The following is a 17,682-nucleotide window of genomic DNA, read 5'->3' as shown; positions in this document are numbered from 1 at the left end:
CACGAGAAGAAATAACGGGAATTTCTCCCTCTAATGGTGGCGTAACACTCCCACGAGAAGAAATAACGGGAATTTCTCCCTCTAATGGTGGCGTAACACTCCCACGAGAAGAAATAACGGGAATTTCTCCCTCTAATGGTGGCGTAACACTCCCACGAGAAGAAATAACGGGAATTTCTCCCTCTAATGGTGGCGTAACACTCCCACGAGAAGAAATAACGGGAATTTCTCCCTCTAATGGTGGCGTAACACTCCCACGAGAAGAAATAACGGGAATTTCTTCCTCTAATGGTGGCGTAACACTCCCACGAGAAAAAATAACGGGAATTTCTCCCTCTAATGGTGGCGTAACACTCCCACGAGAAGAAATAACGGGAATTTCTCCCTCTAATGGTGGCGTAACGCTCCCACGAGAAGAAATAACGGGAATTTCTCCCTCTAATGGTGGCGTAACACTCCCACGAGAAGAAATAACGGGAATTTCTCCCTCTAATGGTGGCGTAACACTCCCACGAGAAGAAATAACGGGAATTTCTCCATATAATGTGAGTGTTCGCCTCTTTTATGGCCGGATATCTATATAATAAATTTAGTGGAATAATTCCGGCTCAAAACCAAAATTAGCGGTTGAAAATCGAAAACGGAAAGAATGTGAATAGAAATAGAAAAACATCTGCAAATCCTGTATTGTTGTAAGTCCTACCTCAACAACAAAAAGGATATGACAGATGCCACTCCAGTATATCAACGAACTGCTCGGATTACCAGATCTACAACTTCATAGCGTTCTCTCTATCCATGCAACAGAAGTGCATTTGGAAGCTTCACCGGTGGCCTACAAACAGCCTTGTCCCCTCTGTCACTCTGAAGAAGCGGTGAAGCGAGACGGCCGCAATACGCCGCGCAAGATTCGTCATGTCAGCGTCTTTGGTAAAAAGTGCTTTTTGCACATTCCCTCGCTGCGCTTGGCCTGCTCGCGGTGCCATATTGGTTTTGTTTGGTCGTATGCGTAGGTTGGCCCCAAAGAACGATACAGTCGGGCTTTTCGCCGCAGACCGTAAACCAGGCGCTGGGTTCCACGGCAGCACATAGCGCGAGAATGCAAGAAGCACCGGCCAGCACGGTTCAGCGCATGCATTAGGAGGCCCTTCCTGCAGAGAACGAACGTTTGCTCCAGCAAGCATGGCACCAAGCAAGCTAAAGACCAGGCGGAGCTGGTGCTTGGCATCGACGACTTTGCGATTAAAAAGGGCCACACGTATAACACCGGTATTCACGATCTTCGAGGCGAAACCATGCTAGACCAGCTTTCGGGGCGAAAGCTGGACGCGCTACGCGCGTATGCCGAGCAGCCTCCGGAATTTTTGACCCTGAATCCCAAGGCCGTCGTCATGGATCTGGCTCAAACGTATCACACCTGGATCAGCGAGTGTTTTCCAAGGGCGATTCGGATTGCTGACCGCTTCCACGTTCACGGTTACGTCAATGAAAGTGTCCAGGCCGTCCGAAAATCAGTTCAGTCTACCCTTTCCCCTCGGGCCAAAGGGATTTTAAAAAGTCATCACCGACTGCTAAATCCACCGGCAGATTCTTTACCGAACAAGAGTCAAATTCAGTTAGAGCAGTTGCTGGCCTTCTCCCCGTTGCTGCGAGAGGTATGGGAATGGAAAGAGTCCTTCTCTCAATGGTATGATTATTCGCCGAATTTCCATGTGGCCAAGCTTGGTTTTACCCGTTGGTGTCAGCAGGGGGAAGGTATTGAGCATGAAGCAGTGCAAATCGCTTTGAAAACAATGCGGAATTGGGAAGAGGAAATCGTGAACTACCATCACTGCCGCTGGACGAACGCGACGGTGGAATGATGGCATAATCGCATTAAATCGTACCAACGCCGACACTATTTCACGCGCAATCGTCGATGTTACAAAGCCGGGATTTTAATTGAGTGTAATCGGCACCGTTTATTAGGATGAAAACTTCAACCGCTAATTTTTAGATTGAGCCTGTTTTGTTTTTTGAAAAAATATGAGATAATTAAATTTTGCTATTGATCTTAATACTGGAGGTAGGTTTGTTGGCGAAGCGGTATCCTTTTGAGTATGATCCTACCAGACCTTTTATAGAGCAAGTAGGCGAATGGGTGGGAGATGTATTCTATGAAATTCTTCCTGAGGCAGGATTCGAAGTCCGTGATGAGCAGATCTATATGGCTTACCAGCTGGAGCGGGCTTTTGCAGATAAAATGACGATATTCGCCGAGGCTGGTGTCGGCACCGGAAAAACATTGGTTTATTTGCTCTACAGCACCTGTTATGCGCGTTATTTCGGTAAACCGGTTGTCATTGCCTGTGCAGATGAGTCATTGATTGAGCAATTGGTGAAGCCGGAAGGCGATATTGCCAAGCTTTCGCGGCATCTGAGTATGGAAATCGACGCCCGACTTGCTAAATCACCGGATAAGTATATGTGCCTCAAGAAGCTGGACCAGGCCCGCAGCCGTGACGACGAGAGCTTGCCGCTGGAGAACTTGTACGGGACTTTGCCCGATTTTGTAAACTCTTATAAGGCAATGCAGGAGTTCCATGCGTATGGGGATCGGAAGGATTACCCTGATCTGAATGACGAACAGTGGAACCAGATTAATTGGGACACCTTTCAGGACTGCTTAACCTGCGACTTGCGCCAACGCTGCGGCCAGACGCTGTCCCGTGATCATTACCGGAAGTCCGGGGATTTGATTATTTGTTCCCACGATTATTATATGGAGCATGTTTGGACCTTTGAAGCGCGCAAAAGGGAGGGGCAGATTCCCCTGCTGCCGGAACATTGCGCGGTTGTCTTTGACGAGGGGCATCTGCTCGAATCGGCGGCGATGAAGGCTTTGGGTTATAAAATGAAGCATGTCGTATTTGAAGAGCTGCTTACCCGCCTGCTTCAGAATGAAATCCGTGAAACGCTTGCCGTACTTATTGATGAAGCGATTGTACAAAGTGAACTTATGTTTGATCGCATCCGCCGTCAAAGCCGTCGTATTCCGGGCTCGGACCGGATGAGTATCGAACTGAATGATCTGCTGATTCGGGATGTGCACCGGCTGCGCAGTGTGATTGCGACGATTGAGGAAGAATTGGTATTCGAAAGCGAGCTGTACACGCTTGATGAGTATCAATTACGAATTGTGGAAGAGCGTCTGGAGATGATGGAGATTGCGCTGAAACTGTTCGAAGATTCGGGCGCATTGATCTGCTGGGCGACGGAAGACAGTGACGGTATGACGTTGTCCGTTATGCCGCGAAATGTCAAGCAGGTGCTTCAGGAAGGCTTGTTCAGCCAGAAAATGCCGATTGTATTCTCTTCGGCTACATTGTCAGTGGATAAATCGTTTCATTATCTGCGGGATAGCCTTGGTGTAAAAGATTATCTGTCATTCTCTGTAGACTCCCCTTACGATTATGAGCATCAGATGCAGGTCTATAAACCGGAGCGGTTAACAGGTGATTTTTCCGGGAAAATGGAGATTTCCATGCAGCTTATCGAGCGGTCGGAAGGAAGGGCTTTGCTGTTGTTCCGCACCCGTGAGGAACTGCTGCAATTCAAGCAGGAATGTAAGCAAAGAGCTGAAACCGGCAAGTATTCATTCCTCTATGAAGGCGATCAGGAGATCAGCCATTTAATCTCGGCTTTTCAGCGGGACGAGCAAAGTGTGCTGTGTGCCGTGAGCTTGTGGGAAGGATTGGACATTCCCGGTCCTTCTCTGTCAAATGTCATTATCTGGTCGCTGCCGTATCCTCCGCTTGATCCTGTATTTATGGCCAAGCGGTCGGAGACAGTCTCTCCTTTTGAAGATGTGGACCTGCCCTATATGCTGCTGCGGCTCAAGCAAGGAATTGGCCGTCTCATTCGAACCGGCGAGGACCGCGGAATGGTGACTGTGCTTGCGGAAGATGACGGACAGCACCCGGTGCACGAATATATCTCCTCTGTACTGCCAAAGGGAATTCAGCTTCAGACACTTGCAAGTCAGAAACTGTAGACCTGTAACGGCTGAACAAATTATAAATCATCGACCTTCTTGAACAATCAAGGAGGTCTTTCTTTTTGCCTGCTTAAATAGGCTCTATCTCAAAATCAGTTCTTGCTTTCCAGCCGAAAACCGCGCACGGTTACCTCCCTATGAGATGGAGATTTCCCCTTTGTTTTTGCTCGCAGAACATTTCAAGTACTGATTTTAGTGTTGAGCTCTTAAATATGTTCCATTCTTTAGCTGTTTACACCACTAAGCTGTAAAAATCCCCGCTCCCCTCTTTATGTGTCTGGACTCGATAATTTCTTCATAATCCCTAATGAGTTCGTCAAAAATGTTCTCCCAGGAGCGGCCGAGCGCCAGCCGCCGGCCTTCGAGTCCCATAGCTGCCAGTTGATCGGGTTGGTTGGACCATGTACAGATCTCACGAACTAAAGCTTCCGGACTGCGGGATTCGAACAATGTGCCGGTACGGCCGGGTACGACCAGATCTTTTACACCACCTGCATCCGCTGCGATGACGGGCAATCCCGAGGCCATTGCCTCAAGGACGACGTTGCCGAACGTTTCCGTACTGGACGGAAATACGAACAAATCGGCCGAAGCGTACAGCTGTGCAAGCTCTTCGCCATGCTTATAGCCGGTGAATGTCACATTACGGGGCGCCTGCGCCCGCAGCTCCGGCAGAAGCGGACCGTCTCCCACAACCAGCCAATGGACTTGGGACTGTAACGATTCCGGCAGTTCCTGCATGGCGATTGTTAGGGTAGTGATATCTTTTTCAGGGGCAATTCGACCTACATAGAGCAGCAGCAGAGGGGCGTTAATTCCGTAGCGTTCCCGTACGCCCCCGCTGCGCTTTTCCGGCGTATAGAGATCGCAATCGATCCCTCTGGACCAAAGTTTCACCCGGCTGATCCCTTGCAAGTGGAGGGAATCCATCGTTTCCATAGACGGAGCAAAAGTAGCATCGCAGGAATGATGAAACCATTTCATGTACTTCCAATAGAGTGGAACGATTTTTTTCATCCGGTAATATTCGAGGTAACGGTCGAAATGGGTATGGTAGGAAGCAACATGAGGGAGGCCCAGTCTGTTGGCATAGCGGAGGCCGCACAGGCCGATATTAAATGGGGTTGCCATATGAAGCAAATCGGGCTGAAAGGCGTTCAGTTCGTTACGTATGGAGGCCATGCTCGGCAGTGCGAGCCTGCATTCGGGATACAGAAAAAAAGGAATGCTGGCAATGGGGCGAATCGGATCGGCGTAACTCTCTTCCGGGGCGGATTTCGGCGTGAACAACAGATGCTCAATGGCACGGCGGTTTAAATATTCGGTTAAGCGGTAAATCGTGCGGGCAACACCATTCGTTTGCGGAAGAAAAGTGTCCGTAAATAATGCAAGACGCATTGATACCCCTCCCGATACTCTTGTTGTCCTGATCATAACAGGCAAATATTCGATGGGGGTTAACCTGATGTTATTTGGAGATAAAGATCTTTTTTACTCGCTTGTTTTATGTTTTAATTGCGGTAAAGCCTATTTTCATTGACGGAGGGGGAACGAAATGAATTTATCACAAGCGGATTTTATGGCGATCAGAGGTTGGATATACCGTAATGCACGCCCATTGGACCTGGCAAGATGGAAATTCATTTTAGCGACAATCATCATCCCATAGTTCAGGGTATTCTGGGGTATCTGGCCAGTGGCGCTGATTATGAAGAGGGCCGGTGGAAGAACACGGTGTCTTCAAATAATGATTATCCTCACGCCCCCTGGTGGCACACAGATTCTTCAAGCAGCAGCCGCTCAGAGTTTAATCCGACTGCCATTATAGCTGGATTTATACTGAAATTTGCGGATAGAGGCAGTAAGCTCTATGAACAAGGTATGGAAATTGCCCAAGAACTGACAGATCTATTTTTACATAACCCCAATCTTGAAATGCATCCGCTTAAGTGTTTCGTTACTATGGCAGATCTTATTGAACAAGCGAATGTACAGAATCTATTTGCTTTTTCAAAAATGCAGGAAGCAGCCAACCGGCAAATCAATCAACTGATCACACGCGATTCACAGGAATGGAATGGCTACAGCTGCAGACCTTCGGTATTTATCAAGTCGCCGGACACTCCCGTCTATGAACAGAATAAAGTACTTCTTGATCAAGAACTTGCCTACCTTTTGACACGTAGAAATGAAGCCGGGGTATGGGACATCACTTGGGGCTGGGGTTCTTATGATAAAGAATTTGCTGTCAGCGAGAACTGGTGGAAGGCAGAAGTTATTATTAACAATTTACTGTTATTACGGGCTTTCCGTCGGCTTTAACTTTTGAAGCAGGGGGGTATCCGGTATGGATAGGGACATTGAAGTTTATATCACCAACCTGAGATCACAGGATCGGGATTTACGTTACCAAGCTTTTCTCTACATTCAGTCGATAACCAATGAAAAAGTGGATTGGGCCTATGATGTATGGGATAGCCTGAAGGATGATCTAACCCACCCGGATAACCATCGGCGGGCCATCGCGGCACAGCTTCTGTGTAATTTAGCCAAGAGCGATCCTGAGGGCAGGATGTTAAGTGACTTTTCTGATGTATTGAAGCTGACAAAGGACAAACGGTTCGTTACTGCAAGACATTGTATACAATCTCTATGGAAGGTTGGTTTGGCGGGCAAGCAGCAGAAAGCAATGCTGATAGAGGGTCTCGCGGAACGGTTCAGGAATTGTATCGAATGGATTGAAACCGAAGATGATTTAAAATATAGAAAAAATATGCTGCGGTGTGGAAATCCTGCGGTGTGGAAATAATACAAATGGAATGGAGTGGTAGGCAATGATTGTAACTTTGACGGTCAATCCCAGTGTTGATGCAAGTACAAGCATTCATCAAGTGGTCCCGGACCATAAGCTGCGGTGTCGTGAAGCTTCTTACAAGCCGGGTGGCGGAGGGGTTAATGTTTCCCGGGCGGTCCACCGATTGGGAGGAGAATCTTTAGCTTTATATACTTCGGGGGGATTACACGGGGAACTGCTTCACCAGATGCTTGAAAAAGAAGGCGTAAGCCATCATCCCATTCCGATTGAAGGACAGACGCGGGAGAACTTGATCGTTTTGGAGGAATCGACCGGACAGCAATTCAGATTTGATATGCCGGGTCCGCATTTTATCGAGAGTGACTGGGAAAGTTGTATTGAGCAATTAAAAGCACTAACCGTTGACCCTACCTATATCGTCGCAAGCGGAAGCCTGCCGCCGGGATGTCCGTTAGATTTTTATGCAAAGGTGGTTGCGGTTGCCAAGAAGTGGAATGCCCGGGTGATTGTTGACACGTCAGGGGAAGCCCTTCAGCTTGCAGCCGATGCCGGCGTATTCCTTTTAAAGCCCAATGCACGTGAGCTTGAAGAATTAAGCGGCAAAGTAATTGCCAATGATGAGGAACTAAAGGCGGCCGCACTCCAGCTTATTGAAGAAGGGCGAACCGAAGTGGTTGTTGTTTCGTTAGGCGGAAAAGGGGCGCTATTGATTACAAAAGACGGTACCGAGCATATCCAGGCTCCCGAAGTTTCCGTGATAAGTGTTGTAGGCGCAGGCGACAGTCTGGTGGCCGGAGTTGTTTATAGCTTGGAGCAAGGCAGATCCTTGCGAGAATCGGTCCAATTCGGGATCGCCGCCGGAGCTGCGGCTGTGATGAATCCGGAGAGAGAACTATGTAAACGGGAAGATACCGAAAGATTGTTTAAGAGCATGGGAAACAATCACAGTTAAGCGTAAAACCTACGCTGTCGTGACTTGACCAGTAAAAAGGATACAGATTCTTTTCTTCAGCAGAAAAGTTCTGTATCCTTCTATTGTTATGCTATAAAGCTACATTCCCATGTCTCCGCTCTCATAGTTTAATTGCCATCCGATTCCCAGCTTGTCGGTCAACATGCCGTAACATTTGCTCCAGAAGGTTTCTTGCAGCTCCATTCCTACGGTTCCGCCTACTTTCAGCTTATTAAATAAAGATTTAATTTCTTCTATGTCCTTACTGACGACCACCAGGCTGATGTTATTTCCTGCAACAAAAGGCATCCCCGGAAACACATCTGAAAACATAATGGTGGTGCCCTTAATGTGAAGCTGGGAGTGCATGACTAAATCTTTTGCCGCTTCGGGAACAACGAAATTCGGATTAGGCGGTTGATCGCCAAAGGTCATAATTTTTGGCTCTTCGGTTTCAAAAACCTCTGCGTAAAACTCCACTGCTTCACGACAATTCCCATTAAAATTAAGATACACATCGACAGCCATTTGCTACACTCCCCAGTCGTTTAAATTATAAATCACCTAAGAAATGACTTATGGTGAGATTGTACCATTTGCTTGCATAAAAGCAAAATAACGAGGAATTGCGTAGTCCGTCTTTTTCACTGTTCAAGATCATAGTCAAAAAGGTTATCCGGGTGATAAGGTTTAAGAAGATTACACGGGGGTGAGATCGGGACTATGGAGGCCGTAACGTACTCATTATATGGAAAGAATACTGTAACGGACAATTATTATAACGATGTATCACGGTTTACCGACGAGGTATTAGATAAAGCGAATAAAAAAGAAATCATAGAAGATTTTAGCCGATATGTTGTACAAAAGGGTATAGAGCCGGTGGAACCCATGGTATATGTGCTGGAGTTTCTAATGATTGGTGTCTTGTGGAGAGTTTATAGTCCAAAGGCAGCCGCTTTAAATAGCCATGGCGGCAGGCTGCTCTACCGTCTATATCAAATGAGGGAAAAGAACAAGCGAATAAAAGGCCAGATTGACTTGCTGAGAGGGGTACTTGGCACAACCCTTTTGGCAAAGAGCACAAAGGCGGTTATCCGGAAGCATTTAGATCAGCTTGGGAAATTAATCGAATGGCTGCAGGCTTCCGGCGAGTTTGATCAAGAAAGTAAAAGAATCGCAATCTGGCGGGATTTTATAAAGAATAAGCAGCCAAGAGAGAGCAAGCATATCATTTCAGAAGCTGTACAATTGGGAAGCTGGTTTGAAAAAAGAAGTCAAGACGCATTGGGCGGCTACACTCTTAATGTAGATCCTTATATTGAAAATAACCGGCAAAGGCTGAAATGGAAGGAAAACATGATTTTCTGTACCCGGGAACGGGTTGAATATCATTTGAATATGGTTGGCGCGGAGATTATGAATAGGTCCTTTAAAGAGGCATTCGCACAAACCAAAGAAAAAAGAGTTCTGTTACCCGTATGTATGAAACTGAAGTCTGACGATAAATGCAGAGCGGTCCAAACGGAGGACGGCTACGTATGCAAGGGCTGTTCAAAGGATTGTCAAGTCAATACAATAACGGCACTTGGAAAAGAACATCATTTTAAAGTATTGATTATACCGCATGCATCCACCGCTTTTGGTCAACAGCACATAAAGAAAGGCGAGGTCGGAATTATAGGAATCGCCTGCATTCTAAACCTTATTTCCGGAGGCTACAAAGCCAGGGAGCTCGGCTATGAACCGCAATGTGTGCTGCTGAATTATTCAGGCTGTCTGAAACATTGGCATAAGACCGGGATCGTTACGGATGTCGATCTAAACAGACTAAAGAAGTTTTTTTGATAAAAGGAGTATTATCAGGGAATATATACCTCAAGAGAGCATGCGTTCAATCACATCGACACTCTTTAAATTGTGGTACCTTTAAGGTTATTACTCCCTTGGAGTTCTATCATAAGATCCATAACTAGTGAAAGAGGTGCGTAATTGAATCTTCCTAAATTACAATTCGGGCACATTAAATCAAAGGTTCCTGTTATTCAAGGGGGCATGGGTGTAGGTATTTCCTTGAGCGGTCTAGCCGCGGCGGTAGCAAATGCAGGCGGAATCGGTACGATTTCCGGTACGGGCATTACTACAGAGGAACTGAGAATGCATATCCGCAGAGCAAGAGAGCTCTCCAAAGGGATTGGATATATCGGCGTCAACGTGTTATTTGCAATGAAGGATTTTGCCGAGAAGATGAAGACCGCACTGGAAGAAAAGGTGGATTTCATTATTTCCGGTGCCGGAATCTCCAGAGATATTTATGCTTGGGGAAAAGAATTTGGCATCCCTGTGGTGTCCATTGTTTCATCCGCCAAATTAGCCAGAATCTCCGAGAGATTGGGTGCTTCCGCTATTGTTGTGGAGGGATTCGAAGCCGGTGGCCATCTGGGTACAGAAAGATCCATGTTCGATATTCTTCCAGAAGTGGTCGAAGCCGTTTCTATTCCGGTTATTGCCGCAGGTGGTATTCTGACAGGGGAAGATGTGGCAAAAGCCTTGCGGATAGGCGCATCCGGTGTGCAAATGGGTACCCGTTTTGTGGCGAGTGATGAATGTGATGCCCCCCTGGCCTTTAAACAAAAATACGTCGAAGCCGGGGAAGGCGATACCGTTTTGATCAAGTCGACGGTGGGTCTGGATGGAAGAGCGATCCGAAATGAATTTACTGACCGGATCAGCGATGATGCCAAAGTGAAAATAGCCAAATGCTATGATTGTCTTAAAGTATGCTCACACCGCTTCTGCACCATGGAGTCCCTGCTTACTTCTCTCAGAGGGGATGTCCGGAACGGGCTGGTATTTGCGGGGTCCAGAGTCCATGAGATTAAAGAGATTCTGTCGGTACAGCAAATTATCGACAATATCATGATGGAATATCATGGCGCTGTAAACGCATAATTAAATTCATGATTGTTAACTCAAGCGCTTGGATTTCCAAGCGTTTTTTGTCATATAAATTGAATTAAAGATTTATACTTATGCTACAGGGTGTTCTACCCGTAACTACGGTGAATGTTTGGACTTCCGGCCGCTGTTGTCGTAAGAATTTCTGGGATTGTACCGCTGTTCGCGGATGAAATCCGGAGACAAAGGCGGTCGCTATCGCTCCTACAGTTCCAAAATTCCCCTTCGCTACTCTCACCTTCTCATCATTCAATTCTGTAGTTCGGTTTATATAATTGTTACTTTTTTCACAATTAGATTGTAAATAGGCAGGATAATATTTATAATTATGCAGTGCTTTAACGCATGACTGCATAACTACTCTTATACACAGGAAGGATTTCTACTAACATGCAAAACAGCTCTCTCAAAAAATCTATTACTTTTATTGAAGCGTTGGCTATCGTCGTGGGGATGATTATCGGGTCGGGAATCTTTCTGAAGCCGGGGATCGTACTCAGCAATGCCGGTACACCTACTATGAGTATACTGGCTTGGGTAGTCGGAGGCGTCATTACACTCGCTTCTGCGCTATCGGTAGCGGAAATTGCAGCTGCCATCCCTAAATCAGGCGGACTCTATACCTACCTTGGGGAATTATACGGGGGCGTTTACGGGTATTTATTAGGCTGGGTTCAAGCCGTTATCTCTTACCCGGCCTCGGTTGCGGCGCTGGCCATTGCTTTTGCCACATATTCCGGTTTTTTTATTCCTATGAACGATTTGCAGCAAAAGCTGCTTGCCGTAGCGATATTGGCTTTTATTTTAATCATGAATGCCATTTCGACCAAATGTGGGGGCATCATTCAGACCATAGCCACCGTTGGAAAGCTCATCCCGGTTGTAGGGATTGTCGCTTTCGGCCTTCTCTCGGATTTGGCACCCGGCTTTAGCGGGATTCATTCTCCGGTGTCCGGAGCAGGCTTTGGCGTAGCGATTCTGGGTACGCTTTGGGCGTATGACGGCTGGATCGGGGTGACCAATATGGCGGGAGAAATGAAGAATCCGGCCAAGACGCTGCCTAAGGTAATCTCTATTGGTGTCTTGTTTGTCATTATCGTTTACGTTTTATTTAATGTAGCGATTTTCCATGCACTGCCGTATGAGGATATTATTTCTTCCAAAACTCCAGGCGCGGATGCAGCGGAGGCTCTTTTCGGCAATGGCGGAGGCGCCTTTATTACTGCAGGAATTATTATTTCTGTTCTGGGCGCGCTCAACGGATATTTAATGACAGCGGCCCGGGTTCCGCAGGCGATGGGCGAGAAAGGCCAAATTCCTTTTTCACAAACGTTGAAAAAAATCCATCCCAAGTTCCAGACACCCGCAAACGCCCTGATTTTCCAAAGCTTGTTGGCAGTCGTATATATTTTCTCGGGAACCTTTAATACATTGACCGATTTGCTTGTTTTCGTATTGTGGATTTTCTTCACCATGGGCGTATTCGGCGTGTTTATTTTGAGAAAAAAGATGCCGGCGGAAAAAGGCCGGTACAGAGTTCCGCTTTATCCCATCACTCCGATCATCGGCGTCGTGGGCGGACTGTATATTCTGGTCAGCACCATCATCAGCGATCCGGTCCGGTCGTTTGTCGGCATTGGCATTACACTCGCCGGACTTCCGATCTATTATTATATGAATAAAAAAAGACTATAGTCAGCACACCGGAGTGATGTCGGGAAGGAGCAGCTCAACATGGACAAGCAGCCAGTTACCCAAGAAATCAATTTGGCCATATCTGACCATCAGATTCAGGTGCGTTCCCGCGATTTCAACGAGGACTTTTGCCAGTGGGGCAATATTAATATTGCTCAGGGAGCCATTATCCACCCCGGTTACATCACGTTTGATCCTATCGAAGAGGAAGCGTTCGGGGCTGTGGTAAAGCTCAGTTTAAGTGATCAGTTTCAGGAAGATGACCTTGCAGAGCGGCGGATGGTTGTTCCTTTTGACGTATTGGAGCCGGATAAGCTGGAGCTTCTGTCGGTTGCTAAAGGCTTTAGAATCGAACTCCCGCTGGAAAAAGGCAGGTATGCGTTGTATTTTGAAATATGCGAGGATCAAGAGGTTTACTATAAGCTGACCTTTGTTCGAACGGAAGAATGGGTTGTCGCAAGGTTCCTGCTGGAGGACGAATGGGGCGGCGAAGCGGAGCAACCGTTGGTGGAGGGTTACCGGTAAGTTGAAAATGGAAGGTGAAAAACTATTCAAAAAGGTGGTTTATTCCATGCTCAACAAAGCAATCACGTTGTCAATTTTGCTTGCTGTTATTTCATTTGGCGGTTGGATCTACGGAAATTCAATGGAACAGAATGATATGACTAATTCAGGATTGCAAGTGTTTGGAGCATTGGGAACTACTCTCTTTCTCGCTATTTTTATTTTGTTATTATTTGCAAAGATAATACTAAAGGCTCGAAAGAAGTCAATTTAAAACACAGCACATTAAGAGCCGGGAGAACGAGAGTTTGGCATCGTTCTCTGCGGCTCTTTTTTAGCATCTTGTGCAGGTGTTATTCGCCGGTTTGCTTATTTATTTACGTCTCTCTTACAAAACCGTGCAGAGTAATTAATATCAGGCTTATATAATCAAAGTATTGGTAGAAAGTACCTATCTCATTTTAATGCATGACATGGAGGATGATATTTTTGAAGAGAAGCTTTTTGCACCTTTCTATGAAATGGAAGCTGATTTTAAGCTTTTCTGCGGTTACGCTCATATTTCTGGGAGTGGCCATTTACCAGAGTCATCAAATTAAACGGGTAGAAGCTTCAATGGAAGCGCAAAAAACAGAGATGGAAAAAAGAATTACAGTCTCAACCATTACCCAACTGCTGCAAGAAATGAGCGGTGTGGAGACCTCTCTTGTCGATTCCAGTGACCTGGAGTTCGTTGAACCCTTCAAGGCTAAGCAAAAGACGCTTGCTGGCGAGCTTGCCAAGGTGCAATTTGAAAAAAGCTCTCCTGCATATATGGAGCTGCAGCTATTCCAAAATCAGGTCAGGGAATATACGGGTTATGTTGACGAACTGGTCAAGACGATGGGAGACGAAAATTTGGACCCCATGACCGTTCTGGAACAAATCGACGACTTACATATGAAGGCGCTGGCGATGAGTGAAGCCATGCTGGAGACCAACGGGAAATTATATGCAGCGGCAGCGGAGAACGCACAGCTTGCGCAGGATCATTCGTTTATTTTATTAGACAACACAGCCTCCGCAGCTGCTTATGCAGCCGGGCTTGTATTTATGATTACTTTTGGTATTGCATGGGTGCTCATTCGATCCTTCCTTACTCCTGTCAATAAATTGCAGGCGGCTTTGCGTGAAATTTCCGAGGGCGATCTGCGGCAGCAGATCCATTCACCCTATAACGATGAGTTAGGCACACTGAGCCATCATTTTGACCATATGGTGGTGCGGGTGCGGGATATGCTAATGCAAACAAAGGCTGTTGGCTCGTCGCTCGCGGTTTATGCGAATTCTTTTCAAGAATCCTCATCCATTACTGCGAATACCAATCAGGATATTGTAAGGACCATACAGGAAATATCTGTTGGGGCGGACCGGCAGGCCGGGGAATCTGAGGAAAGTGCATGCCTGATTCAGGAATTGGAAAGGGAGATTAACGAGATTACGGAATATACCGGAGTCATGCTGCGGACGAGCAAACAAGCCAATGACAATACCCTGCAAGGTTCTGCGGCTGTTAACGCACTTCAGGAGGTATCTGAACATTCCCGTGAATCGGTAGGCAAGGTTTATGAGGCAATGAAGAAGTTGACGGCACAATCCAGGGATATCTCCAGAATTACCAATTCCATAACCGAAATCTCAACGCAAACCAATATCTTGTCCCTGAATGCAGCCATTGAAGCGGCACGGGCAGGAACCTACGGGAAAGGTTTTGGCGTCATTGCTGATGAAGTGAGACACTTGTCCGAGCAGACGAAAGAGTCATCGGTTCATATTAGCAAGATCATCAATGAATTGCAGGAAGGTATGGCAGATTTTCAGAAATCAATGCTGGAGACCAGAAAAAATCTGGAGGATCAGGAGCGTCAGGTAGCGGAAACTCTTTCGTCTTTCAAAGCTATTGATCAATCCAATGCGGAGATCAGCAAGCAGATCGGTCAAATTCATGACAAGGTGGATGTGGCCAAGACCATGAATTCCAGACTTGCCGAGTCCGTTCAATCCGTTGCTTCCATTGCTGAAGAGACGGCAGCGGGGGTTCAGGAGGTTAACGCCTCCAGTATGCAGCAGGACAAAGCCATCCACGACATTGCCCGGCAGGCCGCAGAAATTAACGAGCTTTCGCAGAGCTTGTTCCGGGAAATCAATGTTTTCAAGATTGAAGCGGATGAACCGGGCGAGGATGAACAAAGCCGGAACACCCAACCAGATTATGAAGAAGTCCCTAAGGCTGCCCCTTTTTCAGAGCCTGTCTATAAAACGGCCTAGGAATAAAGGCAATAAATCTATGGTTCAACCTCCGGAAAGATGGGGGTTGGGCCCTTTTTATTGTGCTTAGCACAATTATGGGGTTCACGCTGAAACTGGCGGAGAGGACGGAACGATTGCGGAAAAGCGTCAGCGTTCGCCTTGGGTGGGCACAACAGCGATTGCAGCAACGTTCCGTTCGCGGAGCGACCGCTCAAAGCAGGCTATAGTTACCCCGTACTCTCCCGGATCTTTAAATAATGCGCGACGTTTGTGTGATGGGGTGTTACCGTTTCACCCTTGATCAGCTTGATTAAATGGCGGGTGGCGGTCATGCCAATCTCGGTTCCGGAGTATTCAACCGACGAGAGCATAGGGCGCACGATAGCAGCCATGAAGCTGTTATCAAAGCCGAAGACAGCTACATCCTCCGGCACCCGCAAACCGTTGTCGATTAAATAATTTATTGCTCCCACGGCCATCCAGTCTGTAGAACAGAATACTGCGGTTGGCTGCGAGTTGCTATCCATCATTCTGCGCATCGCATTCATGCCATTTTCCACTGTAAAACCACTTTCCGTAACCCATTCCTCCTGAAGGTTGATACCGGAGTCTTCAAGGGCTTGCCGGTATCCCCTATAACGCTCACCCCCAACAGCACTGTCCCCCGAGGCACGAATCATTCCGATGCGGCGATGCCCTTTCTGAATCAGATAAGTAACGGCTTCATAGGAAGCCGTAATATTATCCAAATGAACGGAGGGGATAGAGGAGATCTGTGAATGCTGTCCGGCAAGCACGCATGGAGTCCCGGATTTACTGATGACCTCCACATGCTCTTTAGACAGTACAGAACCGACAAACAAGCTTCCTTGGACCCCCATTTGATGGAGCAGGTTCAAATTATGCAGTTCACTCTCGATAGTCCCGTCTGTAAGCCCTACCACGATATCATATCCGTACAGCTCTGCTATGCGCCGAATACCCATACTGAAGTCATCCAGAATAGTATTGCTGTTGTGAGGAATAACGATGCCCAGGAGATTGGAATTATTCCTTGCGCTTTCTCCTCCGATAACACATCCGCCATTTTTGCTATATCTTTGATGGTTATTTTCAAGTCAATCACCAGAACTTTCCAAGCAGAGATTATTCATCATCTTAAGCGATCGAAGACCCGTGACTTTAGTCATGGGAGGAGAACGCTATTTTTTTCTTAGGCTCTTATTTTTTAACTGAAAAATAAGAGTATACTATTCTTAGTAAAGAAAGGAGGCAAATCATGCAGCTCACAGTAACTGCAAAACTTAAAATCATTCTCACCGAAGAGCAACAACAGAAATTGTTGCGAACCTTTTCGGCATACCGCGCAGGATGTAATGCGGTGTCAGAAACGGTCTTTTTGACGCATCTGCTTCAGCAGCCTGTGCTGCACCGCCTGACCTACGAAGTGCTCCGTCAAGATTGGGAACTCAAATCGCAAATGGCCCAATCGGTGATGAAAACCGTCATCGCCCGCTACAAAACAATCAAAGCAACGGGCATCCTTGGACACGTGTCAAGTTTAAACGTCCTGAGTATGACCTGGTCTGGAACCGCGATTATTCGCTGGTAAAAGGGTTATTTTCCGTCAATACGTTGGAAGGACGGATCAAAGTGCCGTTTGAAACGAAGGGTATGGAACACTACTTTCGCGGGAAATGGTCGTTTGGCACCGCGAAGCTCGTTTACAAACACGGCAAATTCTTTTTGCATATTCCGATGACTAAAGAGGCTCAGGAAGCGGAACTTTCCGCCATTCGCGAAGTCGTCGGTGTCGATTTAGGAGTGAACTTTTTAGCCACAACGTTTGATTCGAAAAGAAAAACATTATTTTTTAACGGCCGCAAAGCCAAGCACAAACGTGCTCATTTTAAAGCGCTGCGTAAACAGCTTCAGCAAAAACAAACGCCTTCTGCGCGCCGACGCCTCAAACAAATCGGTCAACGAGAAAACCGTTGGATGTCGGATGTTAATCATTCGGTATCAAAGGCACTCGTCGATTCTTACGGCAAAAACACGCTGTTTGTACTTGAAGAGTTAACAGGCGTCCGCCAGGCGACTGAGCGTGTGCATATCCACCAGCGCTATCAAACGGTATCGTGGGCCTTTTATCAGCTTCGCCAGATGATCACGTACAAAGCCCAGTTGCGGGGGGCTAAAGTGATTGCCGTCGATCCTAAGTACACCTCGCAAATGTGTCCGATGTGCGGGCATACGGCCAAAGAAAATCGCAATAAAAAGAAACATGTGTTTTGCTGCCAAAATTGCCGTTATCAATCGAACGATGACCGCATTGGCGGCATGAATCTTCAGCGCCTTGGAATCCAGTACATCGCTGAAGAAGCGGCGTAAGCAGCGCTTTCGCCGCTGGGGAGCTGTCAATCTTCCCGCGTA

The 17,682-nt window shown here is 46.9% G+C and carries 15 protein-coding genes and 1 pseudogene; 13 read left to right on the top strand and 3 right to left on the bottom strand.

Annotation, left to right across the window (positions count from 1 at the left end; translation table 11 throughout):
- The first annotated feature begins 728 nt into the window (after positions 1-728).
- The 3 genes from PaeBR_RS18110 to PaeBR_RS18100 all read left to right on the top strand — a co-directional run bounded on the left by PaeBR_RS18110 (position 729) and on the right by PaeBR_RS18100 (position 4,033).
- Positions 729-1,013 (top strand): transposase family protein, encoded by a 285-nt coding sequence (locus PaeBR_RS18110; RefSeq protein ID WP_410511916.1) that lies wholly within the window; start codon positions 729-731, stop codon positions 1,011-1,013.
- A gap of 204 nt (positions 1,014-1,217) precedes the next feature.
- Positions 1,218-1,862 carry an ISL3 family transposase gene (locus PaeBR_RS18105; protein WP_410511915.1) on the top strand — a complete coding sequence of 215 codons (645 nt, stop codon included), beginning with the start codon at positions 1,218-1,220 and terminating at the stop codon, positions 1,860-1,862.
- Positions 1,863-2,074: 212 nt separating this feature from the next.
- Positions 2,075-4,033 (top strand): ATP-dependent DNA helicase, encoded by a 1,959-nt coding sequence (locus PaeBR_RS18100; RefSeq protein ID WP_410511914.1) that lies wholly within the window; start codon positions 2,075-2,077, stop codon positions 4,031-4,033.
- A 243-nt stretch (positions 4,034-4,276) separates the two neighbouring features.
- Here PaeBR_RS18100 and PaeBR_RS18095 read toward each other — a convergent pair whose 3' ends face one another.
- Positions 4,277-5,434 (bottom strand): glycosyltransferase family 4 protein, encoded by a 1,158-nt coding sequence (locus PaeBR_RS18095; protein ID WP_410511913.1) that lies wholly within the window; start codon positions 5,432-5,434, stop codon positions 4,277-4,279.
- Positions 5,435-5,668: 234 nt separating this feature from the next.
- On the opposite strand from PaeBR_RS18095, the gene PaeBR_RS18090 reads away from it, so the two are divergent.
- Genes PaeBR_RS18090 through PaeBR_RS18080 form a run of 3 tightly spaced genes read left to right on the top strand, consistent with a single transcriptional unit; the run spans position 5,669 to position 7,803 of the window.
- Positions 5,669-6,358 (top strand): hypothetical protein, encoded by a 690-nt coding sequence (locus PaeBR_RS18090; protein ID WP_410511912.1) that lies wholly within the window; start codon positions 5,669-5,671, stop codon positions 6,356-6,358.
- 25 nt (positions 6,359-6,383) lie between these two features.
- On the top strand, positions 6,384-6,845 hold the full coding sequence (locus tag PaeBR_RS18085) for a hypothetical protein (protein WP_410511911.1): 462 nt from the start codon (positions 6,384-6,386) through the stop codon (positions 6,843-6,845).
- 25 nt (positions 6,846-6,870) lie between these two features.
- On the top strand, positions 6,871-7,803 hold the full coding sequence (locus PaeBR_RS18080; RefSeq protein WP_410511910.1) for a 1-phosphofructokinase family hexose kinase: 933 nt from the start codon (positions 6,871-6,873) through the stop codon (positions 7,801-7,803).
- Positions 7,804-7,902: 99 nt separating this feature from the next.
- Here PaeBR_RS18080 and PaeBR_RS18075 read toward each other — a convergent pair whose 3' ends face one another.
- The gene (locus tag PaeBR_RS18075; RefSeq protein WP_410511909.1) at positions 7,903-8,331 is read right to left on the bottom strand and encodes a VOC family protein; all 429 of its coding nucleotides are present in this window, start codon (positions 8,329-8,331) and stop codon (positions 7,903-7,905) included.
- Between the two features lie 195 nt (positions 8,332-8,526).
- Here PaeBR_RS18075 and PaeBR_RS18070 point away from each other — a divergent pair, with 195 nt between their 5' ends.
- The 6 genes from PaeBR_RS18070 (at position 8,527) to PaeBR_RS18045 (ending at position 15,267) form a co-directional block, all read left to right on the top strand.
- The gene (locus PaeBR_RS18070) at positions 8,527-9,651 is read left to right on the top strand and encodes a DUF116 domain-containing protein (protein WP_410511908.1); all 1,125 of its coding nucleotides are present in this window, start codon (positions 8,527-8,529) and stop codon (positions 9,649-9,651) included.
- A gap of 144 nt (positions 9,652-9,795) precedes the next feature.
- Complete coding sequence (locus PaeBR_RS18065; protein WP_410511907.1) at positions 9,796-10,755, top strand: NAD(P)H-dependent flavin oxidoreductase; 960 nt, start codon at positions 9,796-9,798, stop codon at positions 10,753-10,755.
- Between the two features lie 396 nt (positions 10,756-11,151).
- Positions 11,152-12,456, top strand: a complete 1,305-nt coding sequence (locus PaeBR_RS18060) for an APC family permease (RefSeq protein ID WP_410511906.1) — start codon at positions 11,152-11,154, stop codon at positions 12,454-12,456.
- Between the two features lie 39 nt (positions 12,457-12,495).
- The gene (gene comJ / locus PaeBR_RS18055; RefSeq protein ID WP_410511905.1) at positions 12,496-12,981 is read left to right on the top strand and encodes a competence protein ComJ; all 486 of its coding nucleotides are present in this window, start codon (positions 12,496-12,498) and stop codon (positions 12,979-12,981) included.
- A gap of 1 nt (position 12,982) precedes the next feature.
- Positions 12,983-13,234, top strand: a complete 252-nt coding sequence (locus PaeBR_RS18050; RefSeq protein ID WP_410511904.1) for a hypothetical protein — start codon at positions 12,983-12,985, stop codon at positions 13,232-13,234.
- Between the two features lie 242 nt (positions 13,235-13,476).
- The gene (locus tag PaeBR_RS18045; RefSeq protein WP_410511903.1) at positions 13,477-15,267 is read left to right on the top strand and encodes a methyl-accepting chemotaxis protein; all 1,791 of its coding nucleotides are present in this window, start codon (positions 13,477-13,479) and stop codon (positions 15,265-15,267) included.
- A gap of 209 nt (positions 15,268-15,476) precedes the next feature.
- Here PaeBR_RS18045 and PaeBR_RS18040 read toward each other — a convergent pair whose 3' ends face one another.
- Positions 15,477-16,274 carry a LacI family DNA-binding transcriptional regulator gene (locus tag PaeBR_RS18040; protein ID WP_410515230.1) on the bottom strand — a complete coding sequence of 266 codons (798 nt, stop codon included), beginning with the start codon at positions 16,272-16,274 and terminating at the stop codon, positions 15,477-15,479.
- 254 nt (positions 16,275-16,528) lie between these two features.
- Between PaeBR_RS18040 and PaeBR_RS18035 the strand changes: the two are divergent.
- Positions 16,529-17,640 (top strand): annotated as a pseudogene (locus tag PaeBR_RS18035) (RNA-guided endonuclease TnpB family protein).
- Positions 17,641-17,682: the final 42 nt, after the last annotated feature.

Source organism: Paenibacillus sp. BR2-3 (genome assembly GCF_046529485.1).
In the GTDB taxonomy this organism is placed as follows: Bacteria; Bacillota; Bacilli; order Paenibacillales; family Paenibacillaceae; genus Paenibacillus_AQ.
Note: the sequence above shows the minus strand (reverse complement) of the source record. Positions and strands in the feature narration are given on the sequence as shown.

Coding starts and splice junctions, on each gene's coding strand:
- PaeBR_RS18110 (WP_410511916.1), top strand. CDS start 729: ATGCCACTCCAGTATATCAACGAACTGCTCGGATTACCAGATCTACAA.
- PaeBR_RS18095 (WP_410511913.1), bottom strand. CDS start 5,434: ATGCGTCTTGCATTATTTACGGACACTTTTCTTCCGCAAACGAATGGT.
- PaeBR_RS18090 (WP_410511912.1), top strand. CDS start 5,669: ATGGAAATTCATTTTAGCGACAATCATCATCCCATAGTTCAGGGTATT.
- PaeBR_RS18085 (WP_410511911.1), top strand. CDS start 6,384: ATGGATAGGGACATTGAAGTTTATATCACCAACCTGAGATCACAGGAT.
- PaeBR_RS18080 (WP_410511910.1), top strand. CDS start 6,871: ATGATTGTAACTTTGACGGTCAATCCCAGTGTTGATGCAAGTACAAGC.
- PaeBR_RS18075 (WP_410511909.1), bottom strand. CDS start 8,331: ATGGCTGTCGATGTGTATCTTAATTTTAATGGGAATTGTCGTGAAGCA.
- PaeBR_RS18070 (WP_410511908.1), top strand. CDS start 8,527: ATGGAGGCCGTAACGTACTCATTATATGGAAAGAATACTGTAACGGAC.
- PaeBR_RS18060 (WP_410511906.1), top strand. CDS start 11,152: ATGCAAAACAGCTCTCTCAAAAAATCTATTACTTTTATTGAAGCGTTG.
- comJ (WP_410511905.1), top strand. CDS start 12,496: ATGGACAAGCAGCCAGTTACCCAAGAAATCAATTTGGCCATATCTGAC.
- PaeBR_RS18045 (WP_410511903.1), top strand. CDS start 13,477: ATGAAATGGAAGCTGATTTTAAGCTTTTCTGCGGTTACGCTCATATTT.